General features: G+C 65.8%; 18 protein-coding genes. 13 read left to right on the top strand and 5 right to left on the bottom strand.

What is annotated here, in order from left to right; all coding sequences use genetic code 11:
• Nucleotides 1-169 precede the first annotated feature (169 nt).
• The 5 genes from AC0J5K_RS06585 to AC0J5K_RS06565 all read left to right on the top strand — a co-directional run bounded on the left by AC0J5K_RS06585 (nucleotide 170) and on the right by AC0J5K_RS06565 (nucleotide 4184).
• On the top strand, nucleotides 170-337 hold the full coding sequence (locus AC0J5K_RS06585; RefSeq protein WP_170850590.1) for a hypothetical protein: 168 nt from the start codon (nucleotides 170-172) through the stop codon (nucleotides 335-337).
• A gap of 174 nt (nucleotides 338-511) precedes the next feature.
• Nucleotides 512-2182, top strand: coding sequence for a cytochrome c oxidase subunit I (gene ctaD, locus AC0J5K_RS06580; RefSeq protein ID WP_048532128.1), 1671 nt, complete (start codon nucleotides 512-514; stop codon nucleotides 2180-2182).
• 167 nt (nucleotides 2183-2349) lie between these two features.
• Nucleotides 2350-2526, top strand: coding sequence for a hypothetical protein (locus AC0J5K_RS06575; protein ID WP_158499034.1), 177 nt, complete (start codon nucleotides 2350-2352; stop codon nucleotides 2524-2526).
• A 259-nt stretch (nucleotides 2527-2785) separates the two neighbouring features.
• The gene (locus AC0J5K_RS06570) at nucleotides 2786-3277 is read left to right on the top strand and encodes a DUF2244 domain-containing protein (RefSeq protein WP_074838505.1); all 492 of its coding nucleotides are present in this window, start codon (nucleotides 2786-2788) and stop codon (nucleotides 3275-3277) included.
• Nucleotides 3278-3284: 7 nt separating this feature from the next.
• Complete coding sequence (locus AC0J5K_RS06565) at nucleotides 3285-4184, top strand: hypothetical protein (protein WP_274565243.1); 900 nt, start codon at nucleotides 3285-3287, stop codon at nucleotides 4182-4184.
• A 374-nt stretch (nucleotides 4185-4558) separates the two neighbouring features.
• Here the strand turns inward: AC0J5K_RS06565 and AC0J5K_RS06560 are convergent, their stop codons facing one another.
• On the bottom strand, nucleotides 4559-5023 hold the full coding sequence (locus tag AC0J5K_RS06560) for a GatB/YqeY domain-containing protein (RefSeq protein ID WP_048532131.1): 465 nt from the start codon (nucleotides 5021-5023) through the stop codon (nucleotides 4559-4561).
• A 206-nt stretch (nucleotides 5024-5229) separates the two neighbouring features.
• Here AC0J5K_RS06560 and carA point away from each other — a divergent pair, with 206 nt between their 5' ends.
• A complete protein-coding gene (gene carA, locus AC0J5K_RS06555; RefSeq protein WP_274565244.1) occupies nucleotides 5230-6393 on the top strand; it encodes a glutamine-hydrolyzing carbamoyl-phosphate synthase small subunit in 1164 nt (387 codons plus the stop codon).
• A 127-nt stretch (nucleotides 6394-6520) separates the two neighbouring features.
• Entirely contained in the window at nucleotides 6521-8425 is a 1905-nt protein-coding gene (locus tag AC0J5K_RS06550; RefSeq protein WP_274565245.1) for a glycosyltransferase family 2 protein, read from the top strand.
• On the opposite strand, the gene AC0J5K_RS06545 is transcribed toward AC0J5K_RS06550, so the two are convergent.
• Nucleotides 8422-9027: a GntR family transcriptional regulator gene (locus AC0J5K_RS06545; protein ID WP_371398934.1), complete on the bottom strand. Its 606-nt coding sequence runs from the start codon at nucleotides 9025-9027 to the stop codon at nucleotides 8422-8424. The two genes, AC0J5K_RS06550 and AC0J5K_RS06545, sit on opposite strands and share 4 nt — an antisense overlap.
• A 137-nt stretch (nucleotides 9028-9164) precedes the next feature.
• On the opposite strand from AC0J5K_RS06545, the gene AC0J5K_RS06540 reads away from it, so the two are divergent.
• Both AC0J5K_RS06540 and AC0J5K_RS06535 read left to right on the top strand, forming a co-directional pair.
• Entirely contained in the window at nucleotides 9165-9809 is a 645-nt protein-coding gene (locus AC0J5K_RS06540) for a pyrimidine 5'-nucleotidase (protein ID WP_274565246.1), read from the top strand.
• Nucleotides 9810-9893: 84 nt separating this feature from the next.
• Nucleotides 9894-11090, top strand: coding sequence for a UbiH/UbiF family hydroxylase (locus tag AC0J5K_RS06535; RefSeq protein ID WP_274565247.1), 1197 nt, complete (start codon nucleotides 9894-9896; stop codon nucleotides 11088-11090).
• 3 nt (nucleotides 11091-11093) lie between these two features.
• On the opposite strand, the gene AC0J5K_RS06530 is transcribed toward AC0J5K_RS06535, so the two are convergent.
• The 3 genes from AC0J5K_RS06530 to ilvC all read right to left on the bottom strand — a co-directional run bounded on the left by AC0J5K_RS06530 (nucleotide 11094) and on the right by ilvC (nucleotide 13820).
• Entirely contained in the window at nucleotides 11094-11336 is a 243-nt protein-coding gene (locus AC0J5K_RS06530) for a hypothetical protein (RefSeq protein ID WP_074838514.1), read from the bottom strand.
• A gap of 51 nt (nucleotides 11337-11387) precedes the next feature.
• On the bottom strand, nucleotides 11388-12608 hold the full coding sequence (locus tag AC0J5K_RS06525) for a S8 family serine peptidase (RefSeq protein WP_274565248.1): 1221 nt from the start codon (nucleotides 12606-12608) through the stop codon (nucleotides 11388-11390).
• 189 nt (nucleotides 12609-12797) lie between these two features.
• Nucleotides 12798-13820: a ketol-acid reductoisomerase gene (ilvC, locus tag AC0J5K_RS06520; protein ID WP_048532138.1), complete on the bottom strand. Its 1023-nt coding sequence runs from the start codon at nucleotides 13818-13820 to the stop codon at nucleotides 12798-12800.
• 136 nt (nucleotides 13821-13956) lie between these two features.
• Here ilvC and AC0J5K_RS06515 point away from each other — a divergent pair, with 136 nt between their 5' ends.
• The 4 genes from AC0J5K_RS06515 to AC0J5K_RS06500 all read left to right on the top strand — a co-directional run bounded on the left by AC0J5K_RS06515 (nucleotide 13957) and on the right by AC0J5K_RS06500 (nucleotide 16992).
• On the top strand, nucleotides 13957-14412 hold the full coding sequence (locus AC0J5K_RS06515) for an Lrp/AsnC family transcriptional regulator (protein ID WP_048532139.1): 456 nt from the start codon (nucleotides 13957-13959) through the stop codon (nucleotides 14410-14412).
• 10 nt (nucleotides 14413-14422) lie between these two features.
• Nucleotides 14423-14884, top strand: coding sequence for an Lrp/AsnC family transcriptional regulator (locus tag AC0J5K_RS06510; protein ID WP_274565249.1), 462 nt, complete (start codon nucleotides 14423-14425; stop codon nucleotides 14882-14884).
• A gap of 37 nt (nucleotides 14885-14921) precedes the next feature.
• Nucleotides 14922-15803, top strand: coding sequence for a CHAD domain-containing protein (locus AC0J5K_RS06505; protein WP_274565250.1), 882 nt, complete (start codon nucleotides 14922-14924; stop codon nucleotides 15801-15803).
• A gap of 64 nt (nucleotides 15804-15867) precedes the next feature.
• Nucleotides 15868-16992, top strand: coding sequence for an aminotransferase class V-fold PLP-dependent enzyme (locus AC0J5K_RS06500; protein ID WP_274565251.1), 1125 nt, complete (start codon nucleotides 15868-15870; stop codon nucleotides 16990-16992).
• Nucleotides 16993-17066: the final 74 nt, after the last annotated feature.

Below are 17066 nucleotides of genomic sequence, written 5' to 3'. Positions count from 1 at the left end.
CTGCGCAGCATCAGTTCTGGCGTCGCATGAAAACGCGCCGGGGTGGTGATAGATGTCACTGGCCCGCGCGCATTTCGCTTTCTGCACATCGGGCCATCTGCATCATCGGGCTGGAACCAAATCGCCTTCCCAACCGTTTCGCCCCGTAAGCACCGCCCGAGGTACCCCCGTGGCCCGTCGTCTGTTTCACTGTCCCAGCTGCGCCCATCGCCTGCGCTTTGGCGCGCCGGTCTGTGGCAATTGCTTTCAACCCACCCCGATCTGGAACCGCAGGCTGCCCTATTGGCTGGCGGCGCTGGTGATTCCCCTGCTCGGGCTCATCGTCGTCGCCAGCTAGAGCGTCGCCAGCCAGGCGCCACCGGCGAAGCCACGCCCCCCGCGACACTTTTTCTTGATCTAGGTCAATCTGACCCGTTGCCGATCCCGGGCGTGCATTCTAGAACCGGTCCGAGAGTCCGGGCGCCGGCTATGGTGCATGCGCCCATGTTTTGTCTAGCAGGAGGCACGAGACATGGCTGACGCCGCCATTCACGGCCACGAGCATGAGGATCAGCGCGGTTTCTTCACCCGCTGGTTCATGTCCACCAACCACAAAGATATCGGGATCCTGTATCTCATCGTCTCTGCGTTTGCGGGCTTCATCTCGGTGGCCTTCACCGTTTACATGCGTCTGGAGCTCATGGAGCCCGGCGTGCAGTTCATGTGCATGGAAGGCGCCCGGCTGATTGCCTCGGACGCGGTCTGTACCCCGAACGGCCACCTCTGGAACGTGCTGATCACCGGCCACGGCATCCTGATGATGTTCTTCGTGGTCATCCCCGCCCTCTTCGGCGGGTTCGGCAACTACTTCATGCCGTTGCAGATCGGCGCGCCCGACATGGCGTTCCCGCGGATGAACAACCTGTCCTTCTGGCTTTATGTCGCCGGCACCACCCTGGCCGTCTCCTCGGTCCTGGCCCCGGGCGGCAACGACCAGCTTGGCTCCGGCGTGGGCTGGGTGCTCTACCCGCCGCTCTCGACCAACGAAGGCGGGTTGTCGATGGACCTGGCGATCTTTGCGGTGCACGTCTCGGGCGCCAGCTCGATCCTCGGCGCGATCAACATGATCACCACCTTCCTGAACATGCGTGCCCCGGGCATGACGCTCTTCAAGGTGCCGCTGTTCTCCTGGGCGATCTTCGTCACCGCCTGGCTGATCCTGCTCTCGCTGCCGGTTCTGGCAGGCGCGATCACCATGCTGCTGACCGACCGCAACTTCGGCACCACCTTCTTCGACCCCGCCGGCGGCGGTGACCCGATCCTCTACCAGCACATCCTGTGGTTCTTCGGTCACCCGGAAGTCTACATCGTGATCCTGCCGGGCTTCGGCATCGTCAGCCACGTGATCGCGACCTTCTCGCGCAAGCCGGTCTTCGGTTACCTGCCGATGGTCTGGGCGATCATCGCGATCGGCGCGCTGGGCTTTGTCGTCTGGGCACACCACATGTACACCGTCGGCATGTCGCTGACCCAGCAGAGCTACTTCATGCTGGCGACCATGGTGATCGCGGTGCCGACCGGCGTGAAGATCTTCTCCTGGATCGCAACGATGTGGGGCGGCTCGATCGAGTTCAAGGCGCCGATGCTCTTTGCCATGGGCTTCCTGTTCCTGTTCACCGTTGGCGGCGTGACCGGCATCGTGCTGAGCCAGGCAGCGGTCGACCGGGCCTATCACGACACCTATTACGTCGTGGCGCACTTCCACTACGTGATGAGCTTGGGCGCGGTGTTCTGCATCTTTGCCGGCATGTACTTCTGGTTCGCCAAGATGACCGGCCGCCAGTACAACGAGAAGCTGGCCCAGGTGCACTTCTGGATGTTCTTCATCGGTGCCAACCTGACCTTCTTCCCGCAGCACTTCCTCGGCCGTCAGGGCATGCCGCGCCGCTACATCGACTACCCGGAGGCATTCGCCACCTGGAACTGGTGGTCGTCGATCGGTGCGTTCATCTCCTTCGCCTCGTTCCTGCTGTTCTTCTACATCGTCGGCCAGGCCCTCCTGCGCGGCGCCAAGGAGACCCGCGACAACTACTGGAACGAATTCGCGGATACGCTGGAATGGACCCTGCCGACCCCGCCGCCGGAGCACACCTTCGAAATCCTGCCCAAGCAGGAAGACTGGGACAAGCATCCGGCGCATTGATCGCGCCAGACAGAAACAGGAAAAGGCCCGCGCATTGCGCGGGCCTTTTTCATGCGCTGGTTGAAAATGCGCTGGTTGAAAGCGGTCGGAAGTGTGACCGGTCACACAGGTTGACGTTGGGTCACGCGCTATGCTGCAACTGCATTATTGCCGCAAAGGACTTTGCCATGACCCGCCTTCTCACCCTGCTCGCCGCCGGCTTTCTGGCCAGCGCGACACCCCCGCCCGCACAGGCTTTCGGTGCCGGCACTCTGCCCCTTCTGACCTTTCCCTCCGACCCGCGGCCGCAGGGCGACACCCCCACCCGGGGCCCCTGCCTGCTCTGCCCGAAAACGGCAGGCTGACCCAAACGCGTTTTCCGGTTTTCTCCAGAACCGGGCGGGCAGTCACCGGCGCTGTGACCTGTCTCACAGGGGCGCCGATGATTTCATGCCAGCCTGACGCAGGGGGCGCCGCAAGGCGCTTTTGCTGGCGGACCCCCCAAGGATCGCCAGCCGGGGCCGCGGTGCGCGACCATCCCCTGGCTCGCTTCCCGTGCGCCCGGCCCCGTCCTGCGGCGATATTTCAGTCGACGCCGGCCCGGCCGACTCCTATATACTTCCTATGCCCTATCGATGGTTGCCAAGCCCCTCTCCGAACGAGGCCGAACTGCGCCTCTGGCCGCATGAATCGCTGCCACCCCGGGGCTATGCGGCGTTTCTCCTGGCCACCTTCACCCTCGCCACGATCCCGCTCTATACGGTGCTCGGCACGGTGCTGCTCTGGGGACTGCTGCCGTTCCTGTTGCTGGCGCTCGGCGGGCTGTGGTACGCGCTCGACCGCAACCACCGCGATTGCCAGCTGCTCGAGGTGCTGCGCCTGACGCCCGAGACGGTATCGCTTACCCGCCACAACCCCAATGGCCCGGATCAGAACTGGGCCTGCAACGCCTATTGGACCCGGCCGCACCTGCATGCCGACGGCGGCCCGGTGCCCAATTACGTCACCCTCACCGGCTGCGGCCGCGAGGTCGAGATCGGCGCCTTCCTGTCCGAAGACGAACGCATGGCCCTGTTCCAGGACCTCAGCCGGCAATTGCCCCCGGCGCGCCGCTGATCCCGACATGGCCCAGATCCCCGCGACCCCCAAACCTGCCCGTCTGCGGCGCCTCGTGTCTGCCGCGAGCCTCGGCCCCTCGCGGCTGCTGGCGCGCGACACTGGCCTGCAATCCTCAGAACGCGCGGCTCTGACCCTGCGCCCGCATCAGGCCACCGCCCCGGCCGACACGGTCGTCTTCCTGATCCCGCTGGTCGGCCGCCACCATGTCGGCGACTGGGCGGGTACCTGCGCCCGCCTCGCCGCCACGCTGGCCAGCCTGCGGCGCCAGAGCGACGCCCGCTGGCAGGCGGTGATCTGCGGCCAGGACCGGCCGAAAGACCTGGCCGACGATCCGCGCGTCACCTTCCTGCCTTTCACCACCCCGGTCGAAGGCAACGACAAATGGCGCAAGCTGGCGCAGCTCTGCGATCACCTGCCGGCGCTCGGCATCGCCGCCGGCTATGCCATGACCTTCGACGCCGACGATCTGGCCCATCCCGGCCTGGTCTCGGAGATCATCAGTCGCGAGGCCCGCGGCGGCTATCTGGCGCAAACCGGTTACGTCTACGACAAATCCGCCGACGCCCTGGCGCTGGCGGCGCCGCGCAGCCTGACGCAACCGCTGCGCAAACCCTTCTGGAAGCTCTGCGGCTCCTGTGCCGCCCTGCGCTTCGATCTCGCCAATGGCCCGGCAGAGATCGACCTGCTGCGCGAGATGAGCCAGCACGAACACCGCATGTTCCCCTATCTGGCGCGCCTGGCGGGCCGCCCGCTGACGACGCTCGAGGCACCGCGCGTGCTCTACCTGCTCAACCACGGCGAAAACTTCGGCGCCCGCCGCGGCCGCATCAGCTTCAAGACCCGCTTCGTGCAGCGCTTCCGCGTCGCGGACGACCGGGCCATCCGGCAGGAATTTCACCTATAATCCGACGCGCCGCCCCATGCGCAGACGAAACGCGCCACCGGAGCATTTCCGGGAAGCCTTGGGCTCCGCCCATGCGCAGGCGAAACGCTCCACCGGAGCGTTTCCAGGAAGCCTGCTCATTGCTTCGGAGCCGCCCCTCGCCCGGAGAGGGCGTGGGGTGTCTTCGAGGCATTGCTTTGGTGAGCCCTGAGCCCGGCCTCATCAGCGAGGCACACAGACAGAGGTGAAACAGGGTCGGCCCGCCAAGAGGTTCCTTCCCCCGTGTCCGGGGGAAGGTCAGGATGGGGGCCGAGGCCTACTGTGCGCCGCAGGCGCCCCGGATCGAAGCAGGCTGATCGAAGCAGGCCGATCGAAGCGGGCGGAGCGACGCCGGCTCAGCCCTGCGCCAGCCGCGCCTTGACCTGCGAGCCGACCGCGCCGAAATCCATCTGCCCGGTGTGGCGCGCCTTGAGCGCCCCCATCACCTTGCCCATATCGCGGATCGACGAGGCACCGACCTCGGCCACCGCCGCATCGATCGCCGCCGATACTTCCTTGTCGTCGAGCTTGCGCGGCAGGAATTCCTCGATCACCTCGATCTCTTCCAGCTCGCGCGCGGCCAGGTCCAGCCGCCCGCCCTCTTCATAGGTGCGGGCGCTTTCTTGCCGCTGCTTGACCATCTTGCCCAGGATGGCAAGCACATCGGCCTCTCCCAGGCTCTCTTCCTCGCCGGACCCACGCAGCGCGATCTCGCGGTCCTTGATGGCGGCGTTGATCAGGCGCAGCGTCGACAGGCGCCGGGCGTCCTTGTCCCGCATGGCCTGTTTGAGCGCTGAATTGATCTCTGCGCGTAAACTCATGTCGTCCCATCCCCATGGGTGAATACCAGCCTCGAACCATACGCGATGCCTCGATCCGAGGCAATGCCCGGAGCCGCGACCCAAGCTATTGAAAAGACAATAAAATCGAAATTTCCGGCAGGACAATCTAGCCCCTTGACCCCGTGTCGGTCCGGGCATAGTTTCGCGCAAATTTGCCCCACAGTCCGTCACAGGGAGTCGCCCAGATGACCGCACGCGCCGATCAGACGCCCACCGCCTGCCTCGCCCTTGCCGATGGCACGGTTTTCTACGGCACAGGATTTGGTGCCACCGGTATCCGGGTGGCCGAATTGTGCTTCAACACCGCCATGACCGGCTATCAGGAGATCATGACCGATCCCTCTTATGCCGGCCAGGTCGTCACCTTCACCTTTCCGCATATCGGCAATGTCGGCGTGAACCCCGAAGACGACGAAACCGGCGATCCGGTGGCCGAAGGCATGGTGGTCAAATGGATGCCCACCGAGCCCTCGAACTGGCGCGCGGTGCAGGAGCTCTCCGACTGGCTCGCCGCCCGCGGCCGCATCGCCATCGGCGGCATCGACACCCGCCGCCTGACCCGCGCGATCCGCCAGCAGGGCGCGCCGCATGTGGCCCTGGCGCATGATCCCGACGGCAATTTCGACATCGAGGCGCTGGTTGCCAAGGCGCGCGCCTTCAAGGGGCTCATGGGCCTCGATCTCGCCAAGGAGGTCACCTGCACCCAAAGCTACCGCTGGGACGAGATGCGCTGGTCCTGGCCCGAGGGCTATGCCCGCCAGCAGGCGCCGAAACACAAGGTTGTCGCCGTGGACTACGGCGCCAAGCGCAACATCCTGCGCTGCCTGGCCTCGGCCGGCTGTGACGTCACCGTGCTGCCCGCCACCGCCACCGCGGAAGAGGTGATGGCCCACAACCCCGACGGCATCTTCCTGTCGAACGGCCCCGGCGATCCGGCGGCCACCGGCGAATATGCCGTGCCGATGATCAAGACGCTGCTGGACGAGACCGATCTGCCGATGTTCGGTATCTGTCTCGGCCACCAGATGCTGGCGCTGGCGCTTGGCGGTCGCACTATCAAGATGAACCACGGCCACCACGGGGCCAACCACCCGGTCAAGGACATGCAGAGCGGCAAGGTCGAGATCACCTCGATGAACCACGGCTTCGCCGTCGATGCCGCCACCCTGCCCGAGAACGTGGTGCAGACCCATGTCTCGCTGTTCGACGGATCGAACTGCGGCATCGCGCTGAACTCCGACGTCCGCAAGGTCTATTCGGTGCAGCACCACCCCGAGGCCAGCCCCGGCCCGCAGGACAGCTTCTACCTGTTCGAGCAATTCGCCGAGGCGATGGCCGCACGCGGCTGAGCCGGGCACCATTGCGACAAGATGATTAACCGCGCTCCGGCGCGGTTAATTTTTTGTTAAGCTCTTGTTTACCTAGTATTAATCTAAAGCTTGTCAATCTTGGCCCAGCAGCTACGAGGCCAGGATCATGAGTCCCCCACAACTGCAATTGCGCGGTCTTCAGTCCGCGCGCCTCAGTCGTCATTACCAACTGCCGCTGGGGCGCATCCTGGTCGACATGGGGGTGATCTCGGCGGCCGATCTCCTGTGCGCGCTGGCGATCCACAACCAGTGTCAGGCACCGATCCACCAGGTCTTTCTGGCCGAGGGCTTCGCCTCGGCGCGGGACATCCTGCACGCCCAGGCGGCGCAACATGCCGCCATCTCGCTGGTGCTGGACGAGGCGCCGCCGGATGCCGATTGCGCCCTGGCGCTCGATCCGCTCACCTGTCTCGAACACGGGGTCATGCCCTGGATGCGGCTTGGCGAGACGCTGGTGCTGGCAACCTGCCATCCCGACCGGTTCGAGGCGCTGCGCGATCTCTTGCCGCGAGATATCGGCCCGGTGGTGATGGGCATCGCCACCGAGGCCGACGTTCACGCCGCGATCGCCCTATGTCATGGCCCGCAGCTCTCGGAGCTGGCCGAAACCGCACTGCCCGAGGAGGACAGCTGCCGCAGCCTGCGCGCCGTGGCCAGCCCGCGTCGTCTGCGGCGGGTGGCGCTGGCGGCGCTCTTTGGCGTCGCGGCGGTGCTGGTGCAGCCGCTGCTTTTCTTTGCCCTGGCCGCCGGCTGGGCGGGGCTCACGCTGGTGGCGGTGGCCGGGCTCAAACTGGCGGCCTTTCTGGCCCGGCTGCGCCCGCCGCTGCTCCGGCCCCAGGCCCCGCCGAAGACGCCCGGCCAGCCCGCCCCGCCCAAGGTCTCGATCCTGGTACCGCTGTTCCGCGAAACCTCGATTGCCGCGCAGCTGGTCACCCGACTGTCGCGGCTGACCTATCCGAAATCGCGCCTCGATATCGTCCTGCTGCTCGAAGCCGAGGATCTGCTGACCCGCCAGGCGCTGTCATGTGCCGATCTGCCGCCCTGGATGCGCATTCTCGTGGTGCCGCCGGGCGAACTCACCACCAAGCCACGAGCGCTGAATTACGGGCTGCGGTTCTGCAACGGCGACATCATCGGCATCTACGACGCCGAGGACAATCCCGCCCCCGACCAAATCGGCCGGGTCGCGGCACATTTCCAGGAGGCACCGCCAGAAGTCGCTTGCCTGCAAGGCATCCTCGATTACTACAATCCCTATTCCAACTGGCTGTCGCGCTGTTTCACCATTGAATACGCCACCTGGTTTCGTATCGTCCTGCCCGGCCTGTCGCGCTTGGGCTTTCCCATTCCGCTGGGCGGCACCACGCTGTTCTGCCGTCGCAGGGTGCTCGAGCAGGTCGGCGGCTGGGACGCGCATAATGTCACCGAGGATGCCGACCTGGGCATTCGTCTGGCCCGGCGCGGGTTTCGCATCGAGTTGATCGATTCCGTCACCCTGGAAGAGGCCAACTGCCGCCCCTGGCCCTGGGTCCGACAGCGCTCGCGCTGGCTCAAGGGCTACATGGCGACCTATCTGGTGCATATGCGCCGCCCCGGCGCCCTGCTGCGCGATCTCGGCTGGAGGCGTTTTCTGGGCTTTCAGGCGCTGTTTCTCGGCGCCATCAGCCAAGCGCTTCTGGCGCCGGTGCTCTGGTCGTTCTGGATCGCCGTCTTAGGCCTCGGCCATCCTCTGATCGACTGGATGGGCCCGGCCACCGAGACCGTTGTGCTGTCGTTCTTCCTGCTGGCGGAATGTGCCGGGCTGGTGATCGGCGCCACGGCGGTGGCCAGCCCGCAGCACCGTGGGCTGATCCCCTGGGTGCCGACGCTGCTGTTCTATTTCCCGATGGGCAGCATCGCGATCTACAAGGGGCTGATCGAACTGCTGATCAAGCCCTTCTACTGGGACAAGACCGAGCACGGCCATTCCAACAGCGAAGCGCTGATCGATCACCGGGAGGCTGCGCCCTAACCCTCATTGCGCGAGTCGAGTTTGAGCCGCGTGACAAAAGCCACCGAGATATGCGATTTCAGCGCCTCGTAAGCCGCCGCCTCGTCGCGCGCCTCGATGGCGCGGACGATGGCGTCATGCTCCTCCAAGGCCTTTTCGCCGCGCCCTTCGGCGGCCAGAGACGTGGTGGCCATCAGCGCCATCGACCGGTGCACCAGGTCGAGCTGCTGCACCAGGAAGCGGTTGTGCGAGGCCAGGTGAATCTGCTTGTGAAACCGCCGGTTGGCGCGCGACAGCGCCGACGGGTTATCGATCAGCGCATGGTCCTCCTTGACCATGTCGCGCAGCACCCGCACCTCTTCCGCAGTGGCATGTCGCGCCGCCAGCCGCGCCGCCAACCCCTCGAGCTCGGTGCGCACCACGTAAAGCTCGGCCATCTGATTGTGGTCGAGCGAGGCGACGATCAGCGAGCGGCCATCGCGCGACAGCAGTGACTGCGTCTCCAGTCGTTGCAGCGCCTCGCGGATCGGCGTGCGGCTCATGCCCAGACGTTCGGCCAGATCACTTTCCACCAGCCGATCACCGGGGCGAAAGGTGCCCACGTCAATCGCTTCGAGGATCATCGTATAGGCGTCTTTCTGCGGCGTCGTCTTCTGGCTCACGCGTGTCTCCTTTGTCCCGGGCGAGACCTTACCCAGCCCGACCTTGGCCGGCAATACGGCCATTGCGCCGCGCCCGCGCCGGGCGTAGCGTCCGGCGCATGGCAAAAGAATACTTCTCGCATGTGGCCCATTGGGTCTTCGATCTCGACAATACGCTTTATCCGCCCGAGAGCCGGCTGTTTTCCCAGATCGAACCGCGGATGACCGCCTATGTGATGCAGGCGCTCGGCGTCACCGAGGCCGAGGCCAGTCACCTGCGGGTGCATTACTGGAAGACCTATGGCACCACCCTCGCCGGGCTGATGCGCGAACATGACGTCGATCCCACGCCCTATCTCGAGGACGTGCACCGGATCGACTTTTCCGTGCTCACCCCCGACCCCGAGCTGGCGGCCCGCATCCGCGCCCTGCCCGGCCGCCGCATCGTCTACACCAACGGCACCTCGCCCTATGCCGAAGAGGTGCTGGCGGCGCGCGGGCTCTCCGGGCTCTTCGATGCGGTCTATGGCGTCGAACATGCCCAGTTCCGCCCCAAGCCCGAGCGCGAGGCCTTCGAAGCGATCTTTGCCCGCGACGGCACCGATCCCGCCCACGCCGCCATGTTCGAGGATGACCCCCGCAACCTTGCCGCGCCCCATGCCATGGGGATGCGCACCGTGCATGTGGCGCCCGAACGGCTTCTGGCCGATCACATCCACCACCACACCGACAATCTGAGCCGATTTCTCTCCGGCCTTGCGTAGGGCGGGTTTGCACCCCACCGCCGCGCTTTGTCCCATGGCCCCCGCCCGCGCCCGCGCTATAACCTTGGGCAAAGGAGTCGCCCCATGGACCACGACATTCTCATAGCCGGCGGCGGTATCGCCGGGCTGACCGCCGCCGCCGCCTTTGGCGCCGCCGGTTTCACCGTGCTCTGCGTTGACCCCGCGCCGCCGGTCACCAGTCGCGAGGCCGAGGGCGCCGACATGCGCAGCACCGCCTTTCTGCAACCGGCGCAGGCCTTTCTCGACGCGGCCGGTCTCTGGGACAGGCTCGCCCCGCATGCCACGCCGCTGCAAACCATGCGCATTGTCGACGCCGGCGGGCCGGAACCCGAGGCCCGCCTCAGCCGTGATTTCGAGGCCGCCGATCTCTCGCCCGACCTGCCCTTTGGCTGGAACCTGCCCAACTGGCTGCTGCGGCGCGAGATGGCGGCGCGGCTCGATGAGATGGCCAACGTCACGTTTCGCACCGGTGTCGCCGCCGAGGCGCTCTTTACCCGCACCGACGAGGCCCGCGTCACCCTGTCGGACGGCAACCGTATCCGCTGCCGCCTGGTGATCGCCGCCGATGGCCGCGACAGCGCGCTGCGTCAGGCGGCGGGCATCGATGTTGCCTGCACACGCTTCGGCCAGAAGGCGCTGGCCTTTGCCGTCACCCACCCGATCCCGCATGGCAATGTCTCGACCGAGATTCACCGCACCGGCGGCCCCTTCACCCTGGTGCCGCTGTCCGACCACCAGGGCCGTCCGTCGTCGGCGGTGGTCTGGATGGAGGAAGGCCCCAGAGCGGCAGAGCTGCACGCGCTCGACGTGCCGGCCTTCGAAGCGGCGATGACCGAGCGCTCGGCGCATCTCTTCGGCCCGCTGACATTGGCCTCGCGGCGGTCGATCTGGCCGATCATCGCGCAGCACGCCAAGGCGCTCACCTCCGAACGGCTGGCGCTGGTGGCCGAGGCCGCGCATGTGGTGCCGCCGATCGGCGCGCAGGGGCTGAATATGTCGTTGACCGATCTCTCGGCGCTGCTCGATCTGGCCCGCGCCGCGCCGGAGAGCCTCGGCAGTGCCGAGATGCTCGACCGCTATCACCGCGCCCGGATCACCGACATCCGCGCCCGCATCACCGGGATCACCGCGCTCAACCAGGTCTCGATGCTCAAGCCGCCGCCGCTGCGCGACCTGCGCGCCGCCGGCCTGGCCGCGCTGCATGGCGCGGCGCCGCTGCGCCGGGCGCTGATGCAGCTTGGTCTTGGCCAGTCGCGCTAGCGTTTATTGCGGCTGATCACTGTCAAACGGCGGCAGCTGATACTGCGCCTCGGGTTCGGCCTCGAGCACGCCCCGGGTCTGCTTGACCCGGGCCAGATTTTCGCTGTCGGCGGTGCCGAAAATCACTCCGATCGCCGGAATGCTGTCTTCGATCCGCAGACCCGCCGCTTCCAGCGCGCGGCAGACCTCGTCCGACTTGTCGCGATGCGCGTCGTCGAGCACGATCTTCAGGGTGACGTCTGACATGGCTTCCATCCCGTGGCGGATTGCCCTGATGATATAAGAAGCCGCCGCCTGCTATGCCACCGGCGTCTTGCCATAGCCCTCGTCCGGCGCGCCTTGCGGCGCCTGCGCCAGACCGGCCCCGACGTCCGAGGCCGGCGCCGAGAGCGCCTTGGCACTGTCGGTCAGCGCCGTCCACAGGGCCTTGCCGCGCAGGTTGGCATCGCTCTGCGCCAGCAGCGCCGCGATGCCGGCGACATGCGGACAGGCCATGCTGGTTCCGCTCTTGACGTCATAAAGCTGTGGCCGCGGCACCGAAGACAGCACGTTCACCCCTGGCCCGGCGATATCGACTTCGCCGCCGCCGGCGTTGATCTCACCGCAGGAGAAATCGGCGATCTTGAGATTTTCATCCAGCGCCGCCACCGCCATGATCGACTTGGAATTGGCCGGCGCCCCCACCGGCGCGATAAAGCCGAACTGGCGGGCGCTGTCATTGCCGGCGGCGGCAATGATCAGCGATCCCGAATCCAGCGCCAGCTCGCCGACACGCTCATAGGCGGCCGAAGGCCCTTCACCCTGCCTGACCCGGCGGCCCAGCGACATCGAGATCACCGCGCAGCCCTGCTGGATCGCCCAGATCATGCCGTTGATGATGTCGCGCTCGCGCCCCGAACCGGAATCGTTGAGCACCTTGCCGACATGCAGATGCGCCTCCGGCGCGACACCATAACGCGGCACGCCCTGGCTCACCTCCCGGCCCGCGGCGGTGCCACAGCAATGGGTGCCATGGCCCTGGACGTCCTGCGCCAATTGACCGGTGACAAAGCTCTGCTGCACCAAGTTGCGGCCGGTGAAGTCCGGGTGTTCGAAATCGAGCCCGGTATCGAGCACCGCAAGCTTGATGCCCGCGCCGGTAAACTGCGAGGTCTCGGCCCCGGTGGCGGCAATTCCCCAGGTGCGGTCAGCCGTGTCCTGAAAATCCTGAATGGCAAACAGCCAGAATTCCGGCCGCGCCTCGACCACCGACTCCTCGCCGCTCAGAATGCCGGCCGAGCGCTGGGCATCCACATGCTCCGAGATCACCCCGATGCCCACGTCTTCCAGGTGAAACGCCGGGGCATCGTCGCTCATCTCGGCCGAGCGGCCGGGACCGCCCGAGAGCGATCGAACCCCCTCGCCGGCACTGCGCACCAGAGCCTGGCGCTGGGTCGCGACGTCTGAATCCTTGTGAAAGGTGACAATGGTGCCCCCGGTGGGCTGCGGGCGAAGGAATTCATGAAGGATCTGGGACATGGGACCAACCGAATTGTTGCGAAAAAGGACGAGAAAATAGACTGCGGCAATACCCGCAATGGTAGCACAGATTTGCAAATTTTCAACCGTGGAGAACTGGCATCCCTGCCCCGGCCGCATGCAAAAACGCCCGGCAGCCCCTCGACTGCCGGGCGCAAATCGCCTGAAATCAACGCCGGTGGGCGTAGATCAGTTCTTTTCCTTGTCGACCATCTTGCCGGCGGAAATCCACGGCATCATGCCGCGCAGCTTCTCGCCGACCTGCTCGATCTGGTGCTCGTCGTTGAGACGGCGGGTGCCTTTGAAGTAGGGCTGACCCGCTTGATTTTCCTGCATGAAGTCGCGCACGAAGGCACCGGTCTGGATGTCGCGCAGCACGGCTTTCATGCGAGCCTTGGTCTCGTCGTAGGGCAGGATGCGCGGGCCGGAGACATATTCGCCGTATTCCGCGGTGTTCGAGATCGAATAGTTCATGTTGGCGATGCCGCCTTCGTAGATCAGGTCCACGATCAGCTTCACTTCGTGCAGACACTCGAAATAGGCCATTTCCGGGGCGTAGCCGGCTTCGACCAGGGTCTCGAAGCCCATGCGAATCAGCTCGACCAGACCACCGCAGAGAACCGCCTGCTCACCGAAGAGATCGGTTTCGCATTCCTCGCGGAAGTTGGTCTCGATGATGCCCGAGCGGCCGCCGCCGATGGCCGAGCAATAGGACAGGCCGATTTCCAGCGCCTTGCCGGTGGCGTCCTGGTGGACGGCCACGAGGCAGGGCACGCCGCCGCCCTTGGTGTATTCGCCGCGCACGGTGTGGCCGGGGCCCTTGGGCGCCATCATGATGACGTCGACGCCGGGCTTGGGCTCGATCAGACCGAAGTGCACGTTCAGACCGTGGGCAAAGGCAATCGCCGCGCCTTCGCGCAGGTTGTCGTGGACGTATTTCTTGTAGGTCTCGGCCTGAAGTTCGTCGGGCATGGTGAACATGATCACGTCACACCAGGCCGCCGCTTCGGCGATGCCCATGACCTGAAGACCTTCGCCTTCGGCTTTCTTGGCCGAGGCCGAGCCTTCGCGCAGGGCGACGACGATGTTCTTGGCGCCAGAGTCGCGCAGGTTCAGCGCGTGGGCGTGGCCTTGCGAGCCATAGCCCAGGATGGCGACTTTCTTGTCCTTGATCAGGTTCACATCGCAATCGCGATCATAATAGACGCGCATATCGGTCTTCCTTCTTTCAGTGTACGTTTGAGCGGCAACCTACGCGAGGCCTGCCGTGAATGCGCGTTCAAAACCGCGATGATTTCGCCATTTGGCGATTTAACTATTCGTCTGATTACGGTATCTCGGTGAAATCATGCTCGACGATACAGACAGACGCATCCTTCGCCAGATGCAGGCCGCCCCGGACCTGCCGCTCTCCGATCTCGCGCAGCGCGCCGATCTGACGCCGGCCACCCTGTCGCGGCGGCTCGAACGGATGCGCGAGGCCGGCATCGTCAAGGGCAAGCGCGCCGAGATCCACTGGCCTAGCCTCGGTTATGCGGTCGAGGTCTCGTTGCGACTGACCCTGGACAAGACGCAATCGCGCGCCTTCGAGGATTTTCTCGCCGCCGCCCGCCAGGTGCCAGAGGTGATCGAGATACAGACATTTCTCGGCCAGGTCGACGTCCGCCTTGCCGTCATCGCCCGCGACATTCCGCATTACCAGCAGATCTATCGCGAACGCCTGCTCACCCTGCCCCATATCGCTGATGTCGAGGCGCTAATGCATGTCGCCCGGATCAAGGACGACGAGGCGCTGCCGGTATGAGCCCGCTTTCATGACCATCGAGACCGACGACACCGACCGCGCCATCCTGCGCGCCCTGTCCCGTGACGCCAGCCTTTCGGCCGGTCAGATTGGCCGGCGTCTCGGCCTGTCGCAACCCGCCACCTGGCGGCGGATCAAGCGTCTGCGCGAGGCCGGCGTGATTTCGGGCACCCGCCTGCTGCTCGACCGCGAAAAGCTGGGGTTTGGCGTCACCGTCTTTCTCGGCATCAAGCTGGCCACCAAGGGCCGCATCAGTCTCGAGGATTTCGAACGCGCGGTCACCGCCATCCCCGAGGTACAGACCGTCGAACACATTCTCGGCCTCTACGATTACCGCCTGCGCATCGTGGCGCGCGATCTGTCGGATTTCGAACGGGTTCTGCGCCGCCGGATCATGACCCTGCCCGGCGCCGGCCAGGTCGAGGCCAATGTGGTGCTCTCCGAGGAACGTCTGCCCGGCCCGCTGGGCTGATCTTGCCGCGGCCCGGCCCGAGGCTAGGTTTCGGGCCATGGGATACAAGCTCAAGCGATCCGACGAGGATGTCTCCGAAGGGCTGCGCCGCATCGCCTGCGACCAGCTCGACAGGGCGCTTGCCGCGCTTGATGGCACCGGCGACATGGCCGAAGCGGTGCATGACGCCCGCAAGCGCTGCAAGAAGCTGCGCGGGCTGATCCGCCTCGTCCGGCCGCAGTTCATCGACTACAAGACCGAAAACCGCGCATTTCGCGACGCTGCCCGCCGCCTGTCGGACTTGCGCGAAACCGGCGCGGCGCTGGAGATTCTGACGCGGCTGGAACAAAGCTATCCCGAGCGGCTCTCCGGCCCCAATGCCGCCGCCCTGCGCGACGCGCTCAAGGCGCGGCGCGCCGAAACGCATCTGGACGATTTCGACAGTCGCCGCGCGGCGTTTCGCGACGCGCTGAAGGCGGTGCGCCACCGGGCCGCGCTCTGGGAGGTCGACAAGACCGGCTTTGGCGCGATCGAGGGCGGGCTGAAGAAAACCTACAAACGCGCCCGCGCCGCCTGGGCCACGGCGCTCGAGACCCGCGATCCCCGCGACCTGCACCAATGGCGCAAACGGGTGAAATACCATTGGTATCACACGCGGCTGCTGAAACCGCTGGCGTCGAAGAAGCTGCGGCGGCGCATCGACCGGCTGGGCGAACTGTCGGACCTTCTGGGCGATCACCAGGACCTGGCCGATCTGCGGCGGATGATCGACGCCGAGGCCCTGCCGCCCGAGGCGGCGCAGGCGCTGGCCTCGCCGCTCGCCATCGAAATGGACCGGCTGCAAAACCGTGCCTTTGCACTGGCGCCCAAGGTGCTCGGCAAACCGCCGAAAGCGCTGGTCGGGAGCTACCGCAAGCGCTGGAAAAAATGGCGCGGCTGACACGCGATTGCCTTTTCACCGCCGCCGCGCTAGCCCTGAGAAAACTCTCAGGAAGGAGGCCCGCATGGCCCTGCGCGACGATATCGATCCCCAAGGTCTCGACGAGTTCTCGGTGGTCTTCACCGACCGCTCGCTCAACCACATGTCGGCCACCTTTCAGCAGGTGATGCGCGACATCAACGACACGTTGAAATCGGTCTATGGCGCCGAGGCCGCTGTGGTGGTGCCCGGTGGCGGCACCTTCGGCATGGAGGCGGTGGCGCGACAGTTCGCCCAGGACGCCAAATGCCTGGTGGTGCGCAATGGCTGGTTCTCCTTCCGCTGGAGCCAGATTTTCGAGATGGGCGGCTTCGCAGGCTCGGAAACCGTGATGAAGGCGCGGCGCAGCGGCAACGATCCGCAAAGCCCGTTTGCCCCGGCGCCGATCGAAGACGTCACCGCCCGCATCCGCGAGGAAAAGCCCGACCTTGTGATCGCTCCGCATGTGGAAACCTCCTCCGGCATCATCCTGCCCGACGATTACCTGACAGCGCTGGCGCAAGCGGCGCATGAGGTCGGCGCGCTGATGGTGCTCGACTGCATCGCTTCGGGCTGCGTCTGGGTCGACATGGGCGCGCTCGGCGTCGACGTGCTGATCTCGGCCCCCCAGAAGGGCTGGTCCTCGACGCCCTGCGCCGGGCTGGTGATGCTGTCGCAACGGGCGCTGGCGCGGATGGAAGAGACCAGTTCGAACAGCTTTGCCGCCGACCTGAAGAAATGGCATCAGATCATGATGGCCTATGAAAACGGCGGCCATGCCTATCACGCCACCATGCCCACCGACGGGCTGCGGATGTTCCGCGACACCATGCTGGAAAGCCGCGACTACGGCTTCGACCGGCTGAAAGAGGCGCAATGGGCGCTGGGCAGCAAGGTGCGGGCGCTGCTCGTCGCCAAGGGCATCGCTTCGGTGGCGGCCCAGGGCTTCGAGGCGCCGGGCGTGGTGGTGAGCTACACCGACAATCCTGAGGTGCAATCCGGCCGCGCCTTTGCCGCCCAAGGCACCCAGATCGCCGCCGGAGTACCGCTGCAATGCGACGAAGGCGACGGCTTTTCGACCTTCCGGCTGGGGCTTTTCGGGCTCGACAAGCTCTATGATGTCGATGCCACGGTGGCGCGGCTCGACAGAGTTCTGTCAGACGTGCTCTGACGGAAACAAAGAGACCCCGGGTCAGACCCGGGGCGCGCTCCCCCCTGTCCGGGGGCTTCTCGATAACGCGGTCG

This window comes from Marinovum sp. E3 (assembly GCF_055755275.1).
The sequence above is the reverse complement of the archived record's forward strand: the minus strand, read 5'-3'. Positions and strand labels throughout refer to the sequence as shown.

What these genes read in the sequence shown, in the direction of transcription:
- ctaD (WP_048532128.1), top strand. Translation starts at nt 512, where the DNA reads ATGGCTGACGCCGCCATTCACGGCCACGAGCATGAGGATCAGCGCGGT.
- AC0J5K_RS06575 (WP_158499034.1), top strand. Translation starts at nt 2,350, where the DNA reads ATGACCCGCCTTCTCACCCTGCTCGCCGCCGGCTTTCTGGCCAGCGCG.
- AC0J5K_RS06570 (WP_074838505.1), top strand. Translation starts at nt 2,786, where the DNA reads ATGCCCTATCGATGGTTGCCAAGCCCCTCTCCGAACGAGGCCGAACTG.
- AC0J5K_RS06565 (WP_274565243.1), top strand. Translation starts at nt 3,285, where the DNA reads ATGGCCCAGATCCCCGCGACCCCCAAACCTGCCCGTCTGCGGCGCCTC.
- AC0J5K_RS06560 (WP_048532131.1), bottom strand. Translation starts at nt 5,023, where the DNA reads ATGAGTTTACGCGCAGAGATCAATTCAGCGCTCAAACAGGCCATGCGG.
- carA (WP_274565244.1), top strand. Translation starts at nt 5,230, where the DNA reads ATGACCGCACGCGCCGATCAGACGCCCACCGCCTGCCTCGCCCTTGCC.
- AC0J5K_RS06550 (WP_274565245.1), top strand. Translation starts at nt 6,521, where the DNA reads ATGAGTCCCCCACAACTGCAATTGCGCGGTCTTCAGTCCGCGCGCCTC.
- AC0J5K_RS06545 (WP_371398934.1), bottom strand. Translation starts at nt 9,027, where the DNA reads ATGATCCTCGAAGCGATTGACGTGGGCACCTTTCGCCCCGGTGATCGG.
- AC0J5K_RS06540 (WP_274565246.1), top strand. Translation starts at nt 9,165, where the DNA reads ATGGCAAAAGAATACTTCTCGCATGTGGCCCATTGGGTCTTCGATCTC.
- AC0J5K_RS06535 (WP_274565247.1), top strand. Translation starts at nt 9,894, where the DNA reads ATGGACCACGACATTCTCATAGCCGGCGGCGGTATCGCCGGGCTGACC.
- AC0J5K_RS06530 (WP_074838514.1), bottom strand. Translation starts at nt 11,336, where the DNA reads ATGTCAGACGTCACCCTGAAGATCGTGCTCGACGACGCGCATCGCGAC.
- AC0J5K_RS06525 (WP_274565248.1), bottom strand. Translation starts at nt 12,608, where the DNA reads ATGTCCCAGATCCTTCATGAATTCCTTCGCCCGCAGCCCACCGGGGGC.
- ilvC (WP_048532138.1), bottom strand. Translation starts at nt 13,820, where the DNA reads ATGCGCGTCTATTATGATCGCGATTGCGATGTGAACCTGATCAAGGAC.
- AC0J5K_RS06515 (WP_048532139.1), top strand. Translation starts at nt 13,957, where the DNA reads ATGCTCGACGATACAGACAGACGCATCCTTCGCCAGATGCAGGCCGCC.
- AC0J5K_RS06510 (WP_274565249.1), top strand. Translation starts at nt 14,423, where the DNA reads ATGACCATCGAGACCGACGACACCGACCGCGCCATCCTGCGCGCCCTG.
- AC0J5K_RS06505 (WP_274565250.1), top strand. Translation starts at nt 14,922, where the DNA reads ATGGGATACAAGCTCAAGCGATCCGACGAGGATGTCTCCGAAGGGCTG.
- AC0J5K_RS06500 (WP_274565251.1), top strand. Translation starts at nt 15,868, where the DNA reads ATGGCCCTGCGCGACGATATCGATCCCCAAGGTCTCGACGAGTTCTCG.